Origin of the sequence: Pseudomaricurvus sp. HS19 (assembly GCF_009857815.1) — a bacterium.
Lineage (GTDB): Bacteria > Pseudomonadota > Gammaproteobacteria > Pseudomonadales > Cellvibrionaceae > Pseudomaricurvus.
Genome location: NZ_WVVW01000011.1, coordinates 202,716 through 222,795 on the forward strand (window position 1 = coordinate 202,716; position 20,080 = coordinate 222,795).

General features: G+C 49.3%; 16 protein-coding genes. 9 read left to right on the top strand and 7 right to left on the bottom strand.

Annotation, left to right across the window (positions count from 1 at the left end; all coding sequences use genetic code 11):
- Positions 1-47: 47 nt before the first annotated feature.
- From GSF27_RS15055 to pilB, 3 genes are read right to left on the bottom strand one after another with little or no spacing between them, the layout of a single operon-like run.
- Positions 48-917 carry an A24 family peptidase gene (locus GSF27_RS15055; protein WP_160970616.1) on the bottom strand — a complete coding sequence of 290 codons (870 nt, stop codon included), beginning with the start codon at positions 915-917 and terminating at the stop codon, positions 48-50.
- A gap of 12 nt (positions 918-929) precedes the next feature.
- A complete protein-coding gene (locus GSF27_RS15060) occupies positions 930-2,150 on the bottom strand; it encodes a type II secretion system F family protein (RefSeq protein ID WP_160970618.1) in 1,221 nt (406 codons plus the stop codon).
- Between the two features lie 7 nt (positions 2,151-2,157).
- Entirely contained in the window at positions 2,158-3,888 is a 1,731-nt protein-coding gene (gene pilB / locus GSF27_RS15065) for a type IV-A pilus assembly ATPase PilB (RefSeq protein WP_160970620.1), read from the bottom strand.
- Between the two features lie 384 nt (positions 3,889-4,272).
- On the opposite strand from pilB, the gene GSF27_RS15070 reads away from it, so the two are divergent.
- The 9 genes from GSF27_RS15070 (at position 4,273) to GSF27_RS15110 (ending at position 15,872) form a co-directional block, all read left to right on the top strand.
- Complete coding sequence (locus GSF27_RS15070) at positions 4,273-4,713, top strand: pilin (RefSeq protein ID WP_160970622.1); 441 nt, start codon at positions 4,273-4,275, stop codon at positions 4,711-4,713.
- Positions 4,714-4,811: 98 nt separating this feature from the next.
- Entirely contained in the window at positions 4,812-6,740 is a 1,929-nt protein-coding gene (locus tag GSF27_RS15075; RefSeq protein ID WP_160970624.1) for a hypothetical protein, read from the top strand.
- 14 nt (positions 6,741-6,754) lie between these two features.
- Entirely contained in the window at positions 6,755-7,609 is an 855-nt protein-coding gene (locus GSF27_RS15080) for a glycosyltransferase family 2 protein (protein WP_160970626.1), read from the top strand.
- Positions 7,610-7,821: 212 nt separating this feature from the next.
- Positions 7,822-9,573: an ABC transporter ATP-binding protein gene (locus tag GSF27_RS15085; protein ID WP_160970628.1), complete on the top strand. Its 1,752-nt coding sequence runs from the start codon at positions 7,822-7,824 to the stop codon at positions 9,571-9,573.
- Complete coding sequence (locus GSF27_RS15090; RefSeq protein ID WP_160970630.1) at positions 9,570-10,703, top strand: CDP-glycerol glycerophosphotransferase family protein; 1,134 nt, start codon at positions 9,570-9,572, stop codon at positions 10,701-10,703. Before GSF27_RS15085 ends, GSF27_RS15090 begins: the two co-directional genes overlap by 4 nt.
- Positions 10,700-12,244, top strand: coding sequence for a hypothetical protein (locus GSF27_RS15095; protein WP_160970632.1), 1,545 nt, complete (start codon positions 10,700-10,702; stop codon positions 12,242-12,244). Before GSF27_RS15090 ends, GSF27_RS15095 begins: the two co-directional genes overlap by 4 nt.
- 62 nt (positions 12,245-12,306) lie before the next feature.
- The gene (locus GSF27_RS15100) at positions 12,307-13,191 is read left to right on the top strand and encodes a bifunctional 2-polyprenyl-6-hydroxyphenol methylase/3-demethylubiquinol 3-O-methyltransferase UbiG (protein ID WP_160970634.1); all 885 of its coding nucleotides are present in this window, start codon (positions 12,307-12,309) and stop codon (positions 13,189-13,191) included.
- Between the two features lie 57 nt (positions 13,192-13,248).
- Complete coding sequence (locus GSF27_RS15105) at positions 13,249-15,468, top strand: glycosyltransferase family 29 protein (protein WP_160970636.1); 2,220 nt, start codon at positions 13,249-13,251, stop codon at positions 15,466-15,468.
- Positions 15,465-15,872, top strand: coding sequence for an adenylyltransferase/cytidyltransferase family protein (locus GSF27_RS15110; protein WP_237457583.1), 408 nt, complete (start codon positions 15,465-15,467; stop codon positions 15,870-15,872). The genes GSF27_RS15105 and GSF27_RS15110 overlap by 4 nt, the downstream gene beginning before the upstream one ends.
- Here the strand turns inward: GSF27_RS15110 and GSF27_RS15115 are convergent.
- The 4 genes from GSF27_RS15115 to GSF27_RS15130 form a co-directional block, all read right to left on the bottom strand.
- Positions 15,860-17,035, bottom strand: coding sequence for a CDP-glycerol glycerophosphotransferase family protein (locus tag GSF27_RS15115; RefSeq protein ID WP_160970640.1), 1,176 nt, complete (start codon positions 17,033-17,035; stop codon positions 15,860-15,862). The two genes, GSF27_RS15110 and GSF27_RS15115, sit on opposite strands and share 13 nt — an antisense overlap.
- 18 nt (positions 17,036-17,053) lie before the next feature.
- Positions 17,054-18,079, bottom strand: coding sequence for a UDP-N-acetylglucosamine 2-epimerase (locus tag GSF27_RS15120; protein WP_160970642.1), 1,026 nt, complete (start codon positions 18,077-18,079; stop codon positions 17,054-17,056).
- Between the two features lie 101 nt (positions 18,080-18,180).
- Positions 18,181-19,038 carry a carboxylating nicotinate-nucleotide diphosphorylase gene (nadC, locus tag GSF27_RS15125; protein WP_160970644.1) on the bottom strand — a complete coding sequence of 286 codons (858 nt, stop codon included), beginning with the start codon at positions 19,036-19,038 and terminating at the stop codon, positions 18,181-18,183.
- Positions 19,039-19,323: 285 nt separating this feature from the next.
- Positions 19,324-19,866: a TIGR02281 family clan AA aspartic protease gene (locus tag GSF27_RS15130; RefSeq protein WP_160970646.1), complete on the bottom strand. Its 543-nt coding sequence runs from the start codon at positions 19,864-19,866 to the stop codon at positions 19,324-19,326.
- Positions 19,867-20,080 lie beyond the last annotated feature (214 nt).

A 20,080-nucleotide genomic window follows, 5' to 3' on the forward strand; every position in this document is an offset into this window, starting at 1 on the left:
TTCCGGCCGCATTGCAGGAAGTGAGGGTGGTCTGAGCTACCGCGCTCCTACAGTTTGGCGAACTGCAAATAAGAACCTGTGATTGTATCGCCCCAGATCAGAGCTATCCAACCGGCAATCGCCAGATAGGGGCCAAAGGGGATAGGGATATTCTTGTCACGTCCCTGGATCAATATGCCGGCGATACCTATTGCCGCGCCGACAAAGGAGGAGAGGATGATGATCAGCGGCAGCTGCTGCCAGCCCATCCAGGCGCCCAGTGCGGCCAGGAGTTTAAAGTCCCCGTAGCCCATACCTTCCTTGCCAGTCACAATCTTGAACAGCCAATAGACACCCCAAAGCACCAGATAGCCGGCAGCCGCCCCAATTACCCCAGAGTGCAGATCCGTGAGGCCAAAGCTTTGCGCATTGACCAGCAGGCCCAGCCACATCAGTGGCAACGTGATGTTATCAGGCAGCAGCTGGTGGTCGATATCAATCATGGTCAGGCTGATCAGCGCCCAGGTTAGCAGCAGCAACCCGGCGGTCAGCAGGGTGGGGCCAAAGGTCAGGGCGATAATGCCGCTGAGAATACCGCTGACGAGCTCGATTGAGGGATAGCGGATGCTGATAGGTTGGCGACACTTGGCGCACTTGCCACCGAGTATGGCCCAGGAGAGCAGCGGAATGTTGTGCCATGGCTTGATGGGCGTTTGGCAGTGGGGGCAGTGTGAGTCAGGCTTGAGTAGGTTGAAGGTGACAGGGGGGGATTGCGGCTGCTCCAGCAGCTCACAGCACTCGGCTTTCCAGCGGTTCTGCATCATCAGCGGCAGCCGGTAGATAACCACGTTCAGAAAACTGCCGACGGCCAGGCCCAGAATTGTAATAAGGCCAATAAAAAGGCCGGCGCTATCGCCGGCCAATAATTCAGTTTGCATGTGCTTTTCCGGTTAAACGATCTGGCCCATCTGGAAGATGGGGAGGTACATGGCAACCATCAAGCCACCCACCAGAATACCCAGAACTGCCATGATCATAGGCTCAAGCAGTGAGGTGAGGCTGTCCACCATGTTGTCGACCATCTCCTCGTAATAGGAGGCCACTTTATCGAGCATCTCATCCAGCGCGCCGGACTCTTCACCAATGGCTGCCATCTGCAGCAGCATCGACGGGAAGATCCCGGCTTTGCGCAGGGAAGCGTTGAGCTGTACACCGGTGGATACTTCGTCGCGAACTTTAAGTACCGCGTATTCGTAAACAGAGTTACCAGTGGCACCAGCTACCGACTCCAGGGCATCAATCAGGGGTACACCAGCCGCAAAGGTGGTGGAAAGGGTGCGAGAGAAGCGGGCGATAATGGAGTTATAAACGATATCCCCGACAATGGGCAGCTTGAGCATTACCTTGTCGATAAGCTCAGCGAACTTTTTGCTGCGTACCATCATTTCCTTGAAGGCCACGAAAGCCAAAACGGCACCGAAAAGTACAATAAACCACCACTCCTGCATGGTTTCAGACAGGGAGACCACCAGCTGTGTGAATGCCGGCAGCTCGGCCCCAAAGCTACTGAACGTATCGGCAAACTGGGGTACTACCTTTACCAGCAGAATGCCCGTTACGACAACGGCCACCACCACAACCGCAGCAGGGTAGGTTAGTGCTTTCTTGATCTTGGCCTTGATGGCTTCGGTCTTTTCCTTGTAGGTGGCGATACGATCCAGCATGGTTTCAAGAGCACCGGATTGTTCGCCGGACTCCACCAAGTTGCAGAACAGATCATCAAAATAACGGGGGTGCTTGGTCAGCGCGGCGGCAAAACTGGTACCGGCGGCAACATCCTCGCGGATGGCCAGGATCAGATCCCGCATATTGGCGTTATCAACACCTTCGGCCACGATCTCGAAGCTTTGCACCAGCGGCACACCGGCTTTCATCATGGTGGCCATCTGTCGGGTGAAGACGGCGATGTCCTGTGGCTTGATGGGCTTGCCGCGGCCCCCGAACAGAGGCTTGGGCTTCTTGCGCACGGTTCTGGCGTTAATGCCCTGCTTGATCAGCTGGGCTTTCACCAGCTGGACACTGGAACCACTGATCTCTCCCTCAACTTTGGAGCCCTTGCGATCAACGCCTTTATAAACAAAGGTCTGATTGGTTGCTGCAGCGGTCGCCATAATTTATCTAGTCCTTAGTGACCCGGTTTGCCTCTTCCAGGCTGATTAATCCCATCGCGGTCTTGCGCAGGGCGGATACCCGCAGGTTGTTGAAACCGGCCTTGCGTGCGGCGTCGGCAATCTGAATGGAATTGCCGCCCTCCATTATAATTCGTGAAATCTCGTCGGTGATGCGAACCACTTCATAGACCCCGACGCGCCCCTTGTAACCGCTGGAGCATTGATTACACCCTACCGGGTGGAATATCTGGAACTCGTCGCGGTGGATGCCGATATTGTCAAAGCCCTCTTCGCTCAATATCTCGTCAGGGATGTCGGTCGCGGGCTTTTTGCAGTTGTTACACAGGCGCCGGGCCAGTCGCTGGGCGATAATCAGGCTCACTGTGGTGGCGACGTTAAATGCGGGCACGCCCATGTTGAGCAGGCGGGTCAGGGTTTCAGGTGCGCTGTTGGTGTGGAGGGTCGAGAGCACCAGGTGACCGGTTTGTGCCGCCTTAATGGCAATCTCGGCGGTCTCCAGGTCCCGAATCTCACCCACCATGACGATATCCGGGTCCTGACGCAGGAAGGAGCGCAGCGCTTCGGCAAAGGTGAGGCCCACTTTGGTGTTCACGTTTACCTGGTTAATACCTTCCAGGTTGATCTCAACCGGGTCTTCAGCGGTGGAGATATTGCGCTCAATGGTGTTGAGGATGTTCAGGCCGGTATAGAGGGATACGGTCTTACCGGAGCCTGTAGGCCCTGTTACCAGAATCATGCCCTGTGGTTGATTCAGCGCATCCAGGTACATCTTTTTCTGGCCGTCTTCGTAGCCCAGTGCGTCAATGCCCAGCTTGGCACTGCTGGGGTCGAGAATCCGCAGCACAATCTTTTCGCCAAACAGCGTGGGGAGCGAGTTCACCCGGAAGTCGATGGCCCGGGTTTTGGTCAGTTTCAGCTTGATACGACCGTCCTGAGGAACCCGGCGCTCGGAGATATCCATTTGTGACATCACCTTGAGGCGGGCAGACAGCCGTGTGGCAAGGGCTGCCGGCGGTCTGGCCTTTTCCTCCAGCACGCCATCGGTGCGGAAGCGAATACGGTAGCTCTTTTCGTAAGGTTCAAAGTGGATATCCGACGCCCCGGTTTTGATGGCGTCCAGCAGGATTTTGTTGACGAACTTAACAATCGGGGCTTCATCTGCCTCGGAGGTGGTCCCGTCATCTTTATCGTCGGCGTTGGTGCCGGCTTCAATATCCAGGCTTTCCAGTGTGTCGTCGTCCAGCCCGCCGAAAGCTTCTTCAATGCTCTCCTCATGGGAGGCCAGGTACTGCTCAAGCTTGATCTGCAGCTTGTCCAGCTCCACCAGTACCGCGTCGGTATTCAGGCCGGTATTGAACTTGATCTCATCCAGTGCGTGCAGGTTGGTAGGGTCAGCAAGCCCCAGGAACAGGCGGTTGCCGCGTTTGTAGAGCGGCAGAGTGTTGTGTTTTTGCAGTAGTTTGAGGTCGACAATACTTTTGGGGAGGCTGTGCGGATTGATCGTATCAAGATCAAATAATGGAGTGCCGAACTCCTGGGACGCAAATGCGGCAATAGCGGTGGCGGAAACGCCGTGACCTTTGATCAGCTCTGAGACCAGGGTGCTTCTGTTGGATTTAGCCGATTGCTGGGCGCTCAGAGCCGTCTCTTCGTCGACGATGCCTTCTGCTACCAGTCTCCTGGCCAGGCCGCTCAGGGTTATTGCGGGTGCATTCATAAGGTGTCCGGATCTGTCCCCAATTCGACGGTACTGAAGCCGCCTCGGTAATTCATGGCCTTCCAGGCTTTTAATGCCAAAGGCAAAGAGTATTCCATAAGTGGTTGTTATAGATATGAATGCTCAAAATCTACCATTAATCCTTCCGGGGTGTCATCCCCCGCTTCAGGACTGGGCCGCTATTTGTTGCAAGGGGTGACGAAAAGTGTCACTGCCTGACAGGAATGGTCGTGGTGCGGGTGGCTTTTCGGTCTCGTGATTTGCTGTAAGTGAGGAATAATCAACGCTCCCGGTGTTTGGCACACCATTTGCTAAAAGGAACCACAGCTGCAGGATTGCTGCTAAAGACCAAGGCCAAGGCCATACTAATTAGGAGTCAACACAATGAAAAAACAACAAGGTTTTACCCTGATCGAACTGATGATCGTGGTAGCGATCATCGGTATTCTGGCAGCTGTCGCCCTGCCAGCCTACCAGGACTACACTGCGCGTGCGCAGGTGTCAGAAGCTGTAACCCTGTCTTCCGGTATGAAGGCTACTATCTCTGAAATCTGGGCTGACCGTGGTGATCTGACTGGTGTTAGCAGTGGTAGTCCTTTTGGCCTGCCTGCTGCCACCGAAACCAGCGGTAAGTACGTTGCTCAAGTTGATGTGCAGGATGGTCTGGTTGAGGCCCAAATGAAGACTTCTGGTGTGGCTAACACCATTGCTGGTAAAACCCTGTTGCTCAGCCCTGTAACTGGCAATGGCCCAATCTTGTGGGTATGTAAGGTTGGCGGCGCTGATCCTCTGGGTACACGTTACGTACCTAGCTCTTGTCGCTAAGCCTGAGTCGACAAAAGTGAAAAAAGCCGCCTTCGGGCGGCTTTTTTTTCGCGTGTTGAAGGCATAATAACGGTTTTGTCGCGATCAAGGGGTTTGGGGTGGCTAAGTTAAGACAGCCTTGGGTGCATGTGCTTCTTGGGGCTGTGGCTTGCCTGCTGGCATACTTGCCGGGCTTGAGTGGTGGATTCCTACTGGATGACTACGCCACGCTGCCATTCCTGGGGCAGTGGGGAGGGGTTGAGTCCTTCGCCGAGTTTTGGGAGTACGCCACCAGCGGTTTTACCGGCCCTACCGGTCGGCCGATAGCGTTGCTGACCTTTTTGCTGCACGGCGCTGATTGGCCGGCAGATCCAGCGCCGTTTCTTGTTTTTAATCTGGCCTTGCATCTTCTGAACGGTGCCTTGTTATTTCTATTTTTGCGCGGGCTGCTGGCGGCCTTGCAGTCAGCCCATGGTGAGTGGGTTGCGGCCATTGCGGCCGTGTTGTGGATTCTTCATCCGTATCAGGTCTCAACGGTGCTGTATGTTGTACAGCGCATGGTGTTGCTGTCGGTTTTATTTAATCTGGCTGCACTAATTACGTACTTATCAGCCCGTGTGCGCTTGGTGCGAGATGATCTGCAGGGAGCGGTGCTGCGATTTGCAGTGGCTGCGATATTGGCGGTTTTGGCGGTATTCAGCAAAGAGAGTGCAATCTGGATTCCCCTGCAGTTTCTGATTATTGAATTAACCATTATGTCTGCAGGACGTGCACCTCTGTGGGCTGCGGCTCCAGGACTTCGCGTTCTGGGGCTGCCTCTGGGGCGGTGGGTTACTCTGTTCGGGCTAGCTGTGCCTCTGGCTGTTTTTCTGGCCTACCTGGCGTGGCCATTGCTGAAAAGCCTCATTTATTATCAGGAGCATCAGCGGTGGTTGCCAACCAGCAGGGAATTTAATCTGATCGAGCGCCTGCTGACCCAGCAGCGTATCGTGGGCGATTATTTGTTGGGTTGGATAGTCCCTCGAGTTCAGACTGCCGGTGTCTTTTGGGATGGGTACGCTAAGTCAACCAGCCTGATAAGCCCCTTATCCACATTTGCTTGGTTGTTGGTACATGTTGCGGCTTTCGTAGGAGCCTGGATCGTGCGCCGCAGGTTTCCTTTGTTGTTATTCGCAGTGTTATGGTTTTATGGCGGGCTGTTGCTTGAGTCCACTACAGTAATGCTCGAACTGAAATTTGAGCATCGGGCGTACTGGCCAGGCATTGCGCTTACCCTGTTGATGTCAGCTGCCATGGTCCATCTGAGAGTGTCATCTCAGCTTAGGGTGGTGATAGCTTCTGCTGTTGTTGTTGTCCTGGCCGCTACGCTGACTGCCAGGGCATCCCTGTGGGGGAATCAGGATCAGGCCTTTCCGGTGTGGATGAAAGAAAATCCGCGCTCTGTGCGGGCCCTGGAAAGTGCCATGTTGGTCGTGCAAGGAACCCCGGAGGCTGACAAGTTCATGCCTATACTGATGCAGCGAGCAGTAAGCCATCCGAAGGCCACGGCTGGAACCCATTTGCAGAACCTGATGTACATGTGTGTCGCAAGTCCCGAGGCCATATTGCCTGTTGATGATGTTGCATTGAAGTTATCTCATGGGGCCCGGGATTGGCGAGTTGGAAACATGCTTGAGCTTCTGCTTGATCAGATGCTGGCAGGCCACTGTGAGATGACACTGGCGTCTTACCAAAAGCTGACCAGCGCTGTTCGCAGCAATCGCAGATATCGTAAGACACGACTGTATATGGCAGCAGGTAGTCTGTCTGCCAGCGCCGAATTTGTCTTCGGGGACAAGAGACGTGGCGGGCGTTACTTCCTCCGTCAGTATTACGCCAAAGTGCCTTTAAGCCTGATAATGAAGCAATCGTTGTTATTGGCACGCTATGGTGGGCTGCCTGTGGCGGTACAAAACCTGGAAAATGGCATAAGTGAGCGGTATGAGGCCAGCGACTATTTGGTTATGCAGGCGATGGATATGCTCAATCAGATGAAAGAAGACCTATAAACGAGAAAGAATAAATGAAGAATGTATCCGTGGTTATACCTGCGAAAAACGAAGCGGCAGGCCTGTCAAAAATACTACCCGAACTGATGGCGTTGTCCTGCATTGGCGAAGTGTTGGTGGTTGACGATGGGTCAGAGGATGCTACAGCTGAGGTTGCCCTTAGCTATGGGGCAAAAGTGATTAGCAGCCCTTACTCCAAGGGTAACGGGGCGTCAATTAAGGCCGGCGCGAGGGCTGCGGTTGGTGAAGTTATCATATTTATGGACGCCGACGGACAGCATGATCCGAAAGATATAGGTGCGCTATTGGCGGAGTATGAGTCGGGTTACGACATGTTGGTTGGTGCGAGGTCCGGGAGTTCTCAGGCAAGTATGGGGCGTTGGGCGGCAAACTCTTTATACAACAGGCTGGCGTCATGGATGGTGGGTAGGAAGGTAGAGGATCTTACGTCCGGATTCAGGGTGGTAAATGCGAACAAGTTTAGAGAATTTTTGCATCTTTTACCTAATGGATTCTCCTATCCAACCACTATCACTATGGCGTTCTTTCGGGCAGGTTATAACGTTGGATATAAAGCTATTAATGTAGAAAAAAGGTTAGGGAAAAGCCATATCTCCCTTAGTCGGGATGGAATTCGTTTTCTGCTGATTATTTTTAAGATTGGAACTTTGTATTCCCCCTTGAAAATATTCTTTCCAACCAGCGTTTTGGTTGGCTTGGTGGGGTTAAGTTATTACCTCTTTACCTATATAACCCAGGGCCGGTTTACCAATATGAGTGCATTGATGTTCACCACGTCGCTCATAGTGTTCATGATGGGGTTGATATCCGAGCAAATTACGTCGTTGATATATAAGCATGAAACCTAGTCTTGATTAAAGCTTGGCGAGTTCAAGGCTGAAAGGGTAGGGGTTGTAGGGTGGTTAAAGATTGTTCTGGGTGGGATTAATCGTCAGGTGTCCAGATTTTTGGAATTAAAGCTCCGCAGCTTCCGTAATAGGTACCTGGATTTGGCTGGCTGCTGAAAATTGCTGCCGGTGTAAATCTAATACTTTTATTTATATAAACCAGGTTGTCTCCAATGCTACAGCTTATTCTACAGTCTATAAAACTTGTGCCTGGGCAGTTCAGGGGCAGGTTGATTTTTCTGCAGTTTATACTGTTGCTGTCCGCTTGCCTGGAGCTGTTGGGTGTCGTTTCCGTGGGGCCATTTATTGCTTTGGCAATGAATCCATCGCATGTGCATGAGAATCAGCACTTACTAGTAGCTTATCAATGGATGGGAGCCGAATCGGAGGCTCAGTTTCTCGCTTGGGTGGGCTTACTATTTGGCATTTTGTTTATTGGTAGCAATGCAGTGTTGTTGGCGACACAGGTGTACTTGGTAGGGACCTCAAATAAGCTTCAGGCAGAATTGGTGAGCCGCATTTACCGGTATTTTTTGCGCCAGAACTATCTTTATCATGTCAGGCACAGGCCGGGAACGTTGATAAGTAAGATAAACAGCGACACAAGCCGCCTGTGTAATGGGCTTATCTTGGCGATACTGCAAATTAATGCGCGACTGTTTTCTATCATTATTCTAATTGCACTGTTATTCGTCGTGAATTGGGTGGCCGCCTTATCTATCGGAGGCGCCGTAGTTGGTGCTTACGGTCTTGTGTATTTCATGTCCAATCATCGGCTTAAAACAAATGGATTGGAGCGGACAGTTAATGACCGAGCGCGAAGCCGGTTATTGCAAGAAACCTTTGAAGGCATAAAGACTCTGCAAAGCTATGAGTTGGAGTCGGGGTTTTCGGAAAGGTTGAATGAGACCTCGAAAGAAAGGGTTCGAATCAATATATCAGACAAGCTGTTAAAGGACCTTCCCTACTTTGCGATTGAGTCAGTTGCATTCTCTATGATCGTGGTGATGACGCTTTTCGTTTTCACTGAGTCTGGTCGCTCGGAAGCCGCAATAGCACAGTTGGCAATCATTTGCCTTGCGGGATACAGGTTAATTCCAAAATTCCAACAAGTTTATCGGTCGATTGCATCTATTAAGACGAATCAACATGCGTTGAAACAGCTCTATAAAGATCTGTCCAAAGAAGACCCTGAACCGGCGCAATTGACCGCTAAGGGGAGCTTGGGACCGGATGTGGAAGGTGAGTTTAAACTGGCGGAGCTTGGTTTTACTTATGAGGGTTCTCAAGTTGTATTTCAGGGTGTCAATTTCCATATAAGTCCAGGAGAGTTTGTCGGTATAACGGGGGCCTCTGGGGCAGGAAAAAGTACTCTTATGGCTCTGATGTCCGGTCTTCTGGAGCCAGAATCCGGTCAGTTAAGTTATGGTGGAGTGACCATAGGGCGGGATAATAAACGAGTATGGAAGAAGATGGTCGGCTATGTGGATGCTGACGTTTATCTATTTGAAGGGACGCTAAAAAGCAATATTTTGCTAGGCCGGGACATGGATGGTGAGTTACTGGAAGAGCTTCTTCAAGCGACATGTTTGGATCAGGTGGTGTCGGGGGTTGCTGGTGGTCTGGAAGGGGACTTGGGCTCCAAGGGGGGGCGGCTAAGTTCTGGGCAACGGCAGCGCGTTGGTTTTGCTAGAGCATTGTACGGTAATCCCCGAGTCTTACTTCTTGATGAGGCGACTAATGCCTTGGACTTTCAAACTCAGCAGGAAATTCTATCCAATATCCGTAAAAAATGGCCGCACTTAAGTGTTGTTGTGATAAGCCATAGAGTAGATATGTTGGATAACCTGGATCGTTTCTATTGCTTGAAAGATGGTTGCCTGATTGAGGCTGGTGGAGATGGTAGAGTCGAGGGGGAGGCATGACAGTAGATTTTGTCAGAAAGCTTTTGAAATCAAAGCACCTGAAAAGAGGGCTCTATTACATTTTTCGAGTTTTTCCGATCAAGGAAAACGTAGTTTTTTTTGAAAGCCATAAGGGGCTTTCCTATTCCTGTAATCCTAAATATTTGCATAAGTATCTTTCTTCGAATTGCGGAAACCTGAAATTTGTTTGGTCACTAGTGGATGTTAATGTTCCTATTGAAGCTGATGTTGTAAAAGTTCGTCGATTTTCGATTAGGTACTATTGGTATATGGCGCGTGCCAAATACTGGGTGAATAACGCAGAGTTTGCCCAGGGGTTACCAAAGCGAGCAGGTCAGAAATATTTAAATACTCAGCATGGCACGCCTTTTAAAAAAATGGGTAAGCATAAGTTGGTTGATTTTCCGGAGCGTGTTCCAAAAACCGGGCGGTGGGACGCGTTAGTCTCTGCTTCTCCTTATGTGTCAAAAATATTTTCCGAAGCGTATATGTATGGCGGTTTGGTTCTGGAGTCGGGAACCCCGCGAAATGATGTGCTGTTGAATCCAGAGACGGATGCGGTTGGTATCAAGAAAAAGCTGGGCCTGCCAGTGGATAAGCATCTGGTTTTGTATGCCCCTACATGGAGAGAGGGTAGCGGCATTGATATCGATATGAAAGCTTTGCTGGATAAGCTGGGCGATGATTATGCAATTTTACTTAGGTTGCATCACTTGGTGGACAAAAGCATTGCTGGAATCGAAAAAATACAAGGCTTGCATGATGTGTCTTCGGGGCTAATTGATATTCAGGAGCTTCTGTTGGTAGCAGATGTTTTGTTGTCGGATTATTCAAGTGTCATTTTTGACTACTCTTTGCTGCGTAAGCCAATGGTGTACTTCATGTATGATTTGGATGAATACAGAGACCTGGAGCGGGGTCTTTATTTTGATCCATTGGCAGTCTTGCCGGGAAAGGTGGTGCTCCGTGAGAGTGAGTTGTCGGGTGCATTACTTAACGCGCAGACGGACTTCAATAAGAACAAGAATAAATATGAAGACTTCGTGGAAGTGTACTCCAAGTTTGAGCATGGTAATGCTTGTGAGCAAATAGCAGACAATTTTTTTGGTATTCCTCAGGTAGTCAGATGAAGAAATTTTTGGAATTGATGGCTGGCTATGTCGAGCGTTATCTGGGTTACGACAGGTTTATTTCCTGGCTTCTGGTTGTGCCTATTGTTCCGGATACCATATTGATAGCAGAAAAGATCCGCTATTTTGACCGGCGGGGAATGTCGCAGCATGCGTATGCCTATATTTCTCGACTTTTGAAGAAAAGAAGTTTCAAAGTTGCATCAAAGTTGCCTGTTATTTTGAATGCATTTCGACCTGAAATGTACGCTGATAGCTGTTTGTTAGCTGATGTTTTGGGTCAGAAGAAAATGTTGGATGAATATAGGCCAAAGACGGCTAAAGAGGTCTACTCGAAGATAGCGGCTCAAATTCGTTGTTTTAATCATTCAGGTGCCATGCGGTCATTTTCTGAATATCAGCATTGGCTTTCGAATGAAGATAAGCAGGCCTTTACATCCTATGCGAAGCAAAGAGATCTTTATGTGGGTTGGTTTCAGGATGTGGTCGACGAAGCTTGGGTAAATACCTTTGTAGATTTCAAGGGGGCTTTACGGGAGGGAGGGGTAGCTTTTTATATTCCTCCGGTGTTGAAAAAGCTTTCTATATGCCCTGTCTGTACATCCTCATTTTATGTTCAGGTTGTCGAGCTTTATAAGAATCTTTACTCCTCGTTTCCAGGTGGCGAGCGGTTGAAAATTGTACCTTTCTTACAGTTTGACTGGCGTAACGCCGGGGTAATTTCAGGGTTCTCTCAAGCAATTTCCTATCATACAAAAGTTAATAATGGAGTTTACTTAAACGTTAAGGAATCTGCTTTGTCAGGGTATTTCACCATTGATGCGGGTGGCTATTCCGGGTGGCATAGTGCAAGCAATATCTCTTTGGATGAAATAAGGGATATTGTGGCTCTTGAGGGGAGCGACTCAATTGAAGGAACTTTTAGGGGTTTGTTTTCCGAGTTTGTAGAAAAGAGTGAGTCCAAGTACTTTCAGTTTTCTGCGAACGTAACGGACTTTTCCGCTCTGGGCGAGTTCTATTTCTTGCCCATGCAGGTTACAAATGATGTTGTTGCAGGCCTTGCGGAAATTGACACTTATCAACTGCTTTGTGAAATGGTCAATCTGGCGAGAAAGCATGATCTGACCATTGTCGTCAAAAAGCATCCAAAGTGTCGCTCAGCTCTCGTTCGTGACCTCCTGGAGAAGGTCAGCACATGTCCCAATGTTATTTTATCTTCTGATTCCGTCCACAAGATAATCCCGTACGCGAAGGCAGTGATAACAGTGAACTCGGGAGTGGGTATGGAAGCGCTGTTGCATTTGAAAACGGTTATAACGACTGGTGGTTGCGACTATAGAGCAGCTACTTATGCCGTAAATGATGTTTCAGGTTTGGAGAAACGGTTGCTTAATTTTAAGGCGATCGATCCTGATGATATTAAGCGTTTCCTGCATTATTTCCTTAGGTATCACCTATATAGGTACGATGACGTAAATAAAATCAAGTTATTTTGGGGGCGGGCTCTTGGTTTAGATTTTCATGAAAATAATGATAACTAAAAGGCATAAATTGAATACTAATTATTGGGGTGTCTATGAACTGTCGTTTTTGTAATGGTGATATGAAGTACATCTACACACTGAATTCATTTGACATCATTCAGTGTGTTGGGTGCTGCTCGTCGACGGTATCGGTCCCGCCGTCAGAAGATGAGATCGAAAAGTATTACGACGGATTTATGTTTAATGCCAGGCCGTCCAGAAAAAAATTTATATTTAATTCGAAAATAGAGGGTTGGCTCAAAAATATGGGCCTGCCAGCTAATGCTGCGATGCTTGACATCGGAGGTGGTGGAGGTTTTTTCTCTCATGCGTTTGAATCGTTTGGACTAGGAAGGGCGTTCTATGTTGATCTGGATGCTAAAGCTTGTGAGTTTGCGCGTAACGAGCTTTCTTTGGATCGAGTGTATAACACCAAAGTTGAGGATATCTCCAGTCTCCCCAACAATAAGTTCGACTTTGTTTTTTGTCGTCATGTAATAGAACATCTGACAAGGCCAGACGAATTGATACTGCAGGCAATTGATGCCATGGCCGATAGAGGGGTGTTTCACCTGCAGTGCCCAAACGGGATTTCACTGGAAAGGCTGGGGTATTACAGCTATGCCAGGAAGCGAGTGAAGGCCTTGAGGAAGGGAAATCCGAACTTTTCCGGTTTATCTGCTTGGGCCTTGATGCTTGGCAAAAAAATTCCCTACGGAATTAATCCTATTAATCACTTGTGGTCTATTACGGAAGAGGGTTTAAACGCGTTTCTCGCAGGTATTGATGGAATTCAATATGAAGTTTTTACTGCCCCTCTCAATGACGCTGTTTATTCTCCCTGGCTCGCTTCTGGCGGCGTGAAAAAGACTGCGCATTCCTGGCTGATGGCTTCCACACTGGGGAAAATTCGTGGTGGAGCGCATCTAATAGCAACGATAAAAAAGTTGGATGGTAGTGTTTAGTCAATCTGAACGTTCGGTATGTGCTTTTGATGCCTGTCTTTTGCTCAGCGTGTAGTTATGAAGCTTTCTCAAAGGTTGGACAAGTTTCTTTTTAAGTGTGTAGAAAGGCAAAAGTACTTTCTCCCGTTTCTCTCTTGGTTTGCTATCGAGCGGTTGCTTTTTCGGCGATCAGGAATCATTGCTGTGGCAAGGGCTGCTCTTGAGCGGGGGGATGTAAAAACCACGTTTAGGCTGTGCAGGTTTTCAGCTTATCTTTCTGCCAGTACAGCGGTGGAGGGGAGGGTTCTGATAGCAAGCATGTGTCGGTGGTTAGCAGAATTTGGGTTTCTGGAGGAGGCATTAGGTTACTACTCCGAGCTTGATGGTGATGGCGGGGCATGGTCGAAGTTTGCGAAAGTTGAAATTACAAAGTTTGCCTTCAAATTTGCTTTGTATGGTGAACAATACCAGCGTTACATCAGGCAAGCATTGAGATCTACATCTTCGCCGAAGCAGGTCTATTATGCGATTCGTTATCTTCACATGCTCGGAGCACTACAGAAGGGTGTCTTTGAGGAGCTCGAATCAAGGGCTTTACAATTTTCCCGGAAAAATCCATATAGCCAGCGAATGCTTTCGGCCCTATTAAATGTGCGGCCTGGAATGGGATTAGGACGGCCTGATTGGCTGGATGATAGACGTTTTCGTGAGTTAGAGGGGGGGCTATCTTTCGCAGTTAAGCACAGGTTTATGGATGGTATGGGGGACAATAATTCCTCTTTGTATGCTGATGAAGATACAAGTTTGCATTTTTTTCTGGAGAAAAACCTGTCGGAGCTGGCCTCAGTAATAAGTGATCCCGCTATGACCATTGGGGTTGTTGGTAACTCGCCGTGTGAGATTGGACAGGGGAAGGGAGAGGCGATCGATTCTCACGATTTAATATTCAGGTTCAATTTTTCGGTCGCATATGACTACGCTCAAGATTATGGGCGTAATACAAATTACCTGGTGTGTAATGTCAGCAATTTGTCTCGGTTGGTTTCGAGTGCTTTTCCGCCTGGATTGATATTGGCGGGGCCGGACTTTCTGGATTTTCCGTCAAATATTGGAGTCCTTAAGCAGGCAGTAGCTCAGGGGGTTGCTCCTGCTATTTTGCCTAAGAGCTATTTTGTCGAATTGGCGGAGCTGTTGGGGGCGGCTCCCAGTTCGGGAATGTTGTTGGTATATTTTATATTTCGTATGAGGGGGAGCTTTCAGGGGGTTAACCTTTTTGGGATTTCATTGACTGATCAAGTGTCGGATCAGCCCGGAGCTGCCAATTATTTCCGAAAGTCCAGGCCTAGCTTTCGCCACAACTGGCCGGGGGAAATGAGACTCCTTCAAGAGCTGGTTTCAACTGAAGATTCTTTCGATTTCGACAGTTTCAAAAAAATGCAGTTGGAGAAGCTGCGTAATTCGCAGTGTATAACAAGAGACGAATTTCGACCTCTAAGGTTGAAGCTTGTGGGGGACCATTCCAGGTATCACTGCGGATCCGCTGCAGTGGTGTCGTTTATAAAAAGAGAAATGAATGTTCGTGGGGTAGTGGTCAAAGATGATAGCTATGATGTTTTGATTGTTAATGGCGAAGGAAGTATGCATGACAATCAGGATGACTTTCTCTATAAAATGAAAGCCATAACGGATGCCAAGACAAAGAATAAAGCCGTTTATTTGGTGAATTCTGTTTGGCAGAATAACTCAAACGAATATGACGATATTTTGAAAAGCTTAGATGGTATTGTGGTTCGGGAAAGTAAAAGTCAGTCTGAGCTGCTTAGCAAGCATGGTGTGAACTCGACCGTCTTGCCTGATTTCTCATACTTTGCAAAATTGTCTGCTGATGCAAGCATCGACAACTTCAATAACGAAGTGGTCTTAACTGACGTATTTTCCCAGGATCTTGGTAGTTTTGTGCGGTTCAATGGGACGTATCTGAAGAGGGCTCGCTACCTTGATATGCGTGATTACAGTTGGTCTTCATTGGTCGCGAGTCTGAAGACTGCCAGGATCTTGGTGACAGGTCGCCATCATGCAATGTACGCGGCCTGTAAGGCAGAGGTGCCCTTCGTTATTTTCCCTGGCAATACGCATAAGATGGAGGGGTTGTTCGAGGCCGCGGGAGTAGATATACCGATTTGTCGTCATTGGAGCGATGTGGCTGAGGCAATAGATTATGCCCTTTCTCATCGGTATGAGTTTGACAGGCTGTTTTCCTGGCTTCGAGCTCAGGATCCATGGAGGCTTCAAGTTTGAACAGTAAGTGTAAAAAGATAGTTATAACCTTTGGGACTTTTGATGTCTTTCACTTGGGGCACCTCAGGATTTTATCCAGGGCGAGAAGTATGGGGGATTGTCTTTGGGTAGGGGTTTCAAGTGATGCATTGAATATGGCAAAGAAAGGGCGGGCTCCAATCTACTCAGAGGAAGAGCGGCTCGAAATATTGGCAGGCTTAAAGTGTGTCGATGGGGTGTTTCTTGAAGAGTCTTTGGAGTTAAAGGCGGACTACATTAAGAGATACGAGGCAAATATATTGGTTATGGGAGACGATTGGAAAGGAAAGTTTGATCACTACTCTGACCTTTGTGAGGTTGTATATTTGTCCAGGACGCCTTCGATTTCCACCACAGAGGTGATTGAAAGAATTCAGACCTGTTGAAGCTCGGACCTGATGCGATCCAAATATCGAGATGCGGATTTGCCGTCTAATGTATGGTCATATACTGCTTCAATTGTTCTTCGATGAGTGGGCATATGCGCGGACCAGTATTCTTCGGGTCTGCTCAATGTTAGCTCGCTGTCTCGCGCAAGTTCCCTTCTGTTTGTCACAATCTGGCCATATCGAAACTCGGGCGTGAGGCTAAACCCTTTTGTAAAGGGGGGGGCGACGTCCAGGAATAATGTAGGGCGACTAAGCGCTAAATAGTCAAAGGCTATAGAAGACCAATCGCAAATTAATAGATCACTAATCAATAGTATATCTTCTGTGTCTGTGTATTGATCTGCAGGTAAATAGATAATGCTACTTTTGTCTTCTGATTTTTTCGTGGTGTTTAGGTGGTGCCGGATCACAAAGTAGGCATTGCAGTTGTCGCAAATACTTTGTGCCAGCTCCAGAAAATTGGTCTCGTCCATGTTGAAGGGGTAAATGTTTCTTCCCTCTAAATCCTGCTTCCATGTTGGTGCGAATAAAATAACCGGTTTGTCCGTGTCTGTAATCTTCAGGCTTCTTTTCAGGGAGCCAATATTCTGGTGGTTGTGTACCAGCTTGTCCGTTCGTCCATAACCCGTAATTACAACCTTGTGCTCCGGGAATCCGAACTTGTCTACGTAGAGGCTCTTTATAAGTTTAGAGCTAACCCAGATCTCCTCGTATCTGTGTTGAATTCGAAAGTCCTTTTTGTCAAACCCTTTAAATGGAATCCCGTGCCAAACATCAATAAACTTAATGTCCGAAAAACGGAGCAACAGTTCCAGGCAATGAAGGCCGTGATCGCTAACTATGGCGCTGGCGGTCGCCAGGATTTTGCTGTTGTGAGGATGGCATCCATCGATGGCTTTAATACCCTGTTTTTGGAGCTGGTCGATATAAGCCGAGTCCATACTTAGGAAGAAAACCCTAAATTCATCTGGATGCTTGATCAGCTCAAGGTACAAGGCTTTCAGGTTGCCATTGAATTTATGTCCGTAAAGAAGAATTTGGGGGATGGGGGGGGCAGTTTTCGTGTTTGGGAGGCTTCGCCTGAATAGCGCAAGCAGGGTGGTAAGGCTAAATCGAATTAACTGAAGCCAGTGAGTTGGGTTTTTTTTGTCTATTTTCATACGGCTGTATGGATGTTATCAGTTATATTCTGTCAGCTGTTCGATTATTATTTTTGTCGCTGATTCCCTGCTGGTAGAGGGGTGAATCTTATATTTAGTAATGTTTTCCAGAAACTCCAGGCAAATGTTTTTGCTGTAGTTGGAAAGTACGGCGTTTTTTCCAATGCCCTCCTGTCTCTCGGTCGCTTTTCTCATGATCAGGCAGGGCTTCCCAAGGTAGTAGCACTCTTCTTGATTGCTGCCTCCGTCTGTCAGGACGAACGAGCTCTCTCTCAGCAATCGATTGAAGTCAAAATAGTCATATCTTGGGCGCAGCTCAATATTGGGATTTTTCTCTATTCGATCAAGCAAGCCTTTCTTCTTCAGGGTTTTCTCTGTTGGGCTGTGAAGTATGAAAAGAATTTTAGAGTTGAGAGCTGCAAGCTCAATCATTTCGACAATGAAATTCAGATTCATTTCATTTGATAGGTTTTCGAAGCGGTGTATCGAGGCTATACCATAAGTAGAGCTGGGGATGTCAATTTTTCGGCTTTCAATGTGGTGGTCCGCGAGCGCAAGAGAATCCCTTAACGTATTTTCGAATGTGTTTATTTTTTTTCCGTGATGCGCGTTTAGATTGTCCAGGGCCCACTGGCCGGGAGCGAAGTAGACGTTTGAAAGTGAGAAAACGCAGACGCGGGTGAGTTCTTCGGGGAATGGATTGAAAAAGTTAAACGAACGCAAGCCGGACTCTACATGGGCAGACTTCAGTCCGGCCATCCGGGCACCGAGACTTCCCAGTAATGTGGATAACGTGTCGCCGTGGTTTAATACGATCCCGGTTTTGTCAGACTTCCAGATTTTGCGTCTAAAAAACAGCATTTGAAGGAGCAGTCGCAAAGACCAGAGGGCCATCTTGGGTATGCTGGTAATGTCATTTCCAGAATACAGAATATAATCGGGCTCTTTTATCCCAAAGTTTTTTCGTATGTCTTGTATTGTCGAGCGATGTTGGCCGCTAAAAACAAAGTTGTAGTCAACTCCCCGGTCCTGCAGCTCTTTCATAATCGGAGCCATTTTAATCAGTTGAGCTTTGGTTCCGAGAAATATGTGAATCATTTTATGTTTCTATACGCAGGAGGCGGGGATGGTCGCTGGTGAATTCATTACATCTGAAACCGCATCGACAAATCCACCGCCTTGCAGTCCTTGGTCAATGCACCAATAGAAATATAATCCACCCCGGTCTCGGCAATCGGCCGCAAGGTCGCGTCGGTAATGCCACCGGAGGCTTCCAGTTTAGTGCGGCCACCAAATTCTTCCTTGTTCAGTCTCACACCTTCACGCATATCGTCGAGGCTGAAGTTGTCGAGCATCACAATATCGGCATTAGCGGCAAGGGCCAGGCGCAGTTCGGCCAGGCTTTCCACTTCGATTTCCACTGGCTTGCCGGGGGCTTGCTGCTGGGCCGTTTGTACGGCTTCGGTGATACCACCGCAGGCAGCGATGTGGTTTTCCTTGATCAGGAAGGCGTCGTACAGGCCAATACGGTGGTTGAAACAGTTGCCGCAGGTTACCGCGTATTTCTGGGCGGTACGCAGACCGGGGATGGTCTTGCGGGTATCCAGCAGGCGTACCCCGGTGCCTTCCACCAGTTTGGCGTAGCGGCTGGCGACTGTGGCTGTGGCGGAGAGCAGTTGCAGGAAGTTGAGGGCGCTGCGCTCACCGGTGAGCAGTGAGCGGGCCGGGCCGCTGAGGTGAAAGAGTGGGCTGTTGGCCGCAACATGGTCGCCATCGGCGACTTCCCAGCGGACTTCAACACTGGCATCCAGCTGGCGGAACACCTCATTCACCCATTCCTGTCCGGCAATCACGCAGTCATCCCGGGTAATAATCGTGGCTTTGCCCTGACGGTCCGCCGGAATCAGCATGGCGGTAATGTCGCCGTCGCGGATGTCTTCCTGCAGGGCCGCGCGTACGCTGTTTTGTCGGTCCTGCTCCAGGCCTGGGATGGTGTTGATCATAACTCTCTGCCGCCGGGTTGTTACTGGTGTTGCTGGGGGTAAATTCAGGCGCTGATGATAGCAGAATATGGCGTGGGAGTGGCTATTAGAGAGGACGCTTCGCTACAGGACGCTGGCGCTACAGGACTCTTCGCTTTCAGGGGACAGGGGCTACAGGATTATGGTCTTTGGTCGTGACCTTCCATTCTCACAAGATCGCCCTCCTATAACCTGTAGCGAAGCGTCCTATACCCTGTAGCGTAAGCGTCCTGAACCCTTTAGCGCCAGCGTCCTGTAACCTGCCTTTTACCGATACTGCCGCAGCACCATCTGCCCATCCTGCAGGCTCAGCTCCAGCTGCCGCAGGGCGCTCATTCCCAGCAGTATCTGACCGCCCTTCATGCCCTGGTTGATGCTGGCGGGTACATCCTCAAGGTGTATGGGGCCCAGCTCCAGACTGTTGATCCGGGTGGCGTAGACGGTGACGGTGCCATTGGCGGTCATGGCCTGCTTGGCTGAACCCGGGGTCAGTCCCAGCAGTGAGGAGAGTGATTTGGGGACAATGACTTCGGTGGCGCCGGTATCGAGAATAAAGGTGACCGGCTTGCCATTGATCTTGCCGCTGGCCACGAAATGATGCTGGTGGTTGGCTTCCAGGGTGATTTCGATCACGCCCGTGGGCGACCCGGACTCGGTGCCTGCTACCGCTGACAGGTCGGTGTTGGGATTGATGCGGGATTCTTCCCAGTTGCCGAAGATCCAGGTCATAACGCCCAGGGCCAGCAGCCAGAAGATCCAGAGCATATGCCTGCCAAGGCGTTTCGAGGTGTCCGGGTTGTAGTCGCTCATGCTTCGTGGTGTACCTGTCGCCAGCCGTTGTAGTAAGGGCAGTGCAGTTGGTGGGCGTTCACTTTATCCAGTGGCGGGTCTGGCGTGCTCTGTGACCCGTTTCGCGAATTGCGACTGTATCACTCTGTGACACCGCCGGCTGATCTATACTCCCACAGCTTAAGTCATGTATACATTTGCCGTCACCTGCATGTAACCTGCGGCCACCGCCATG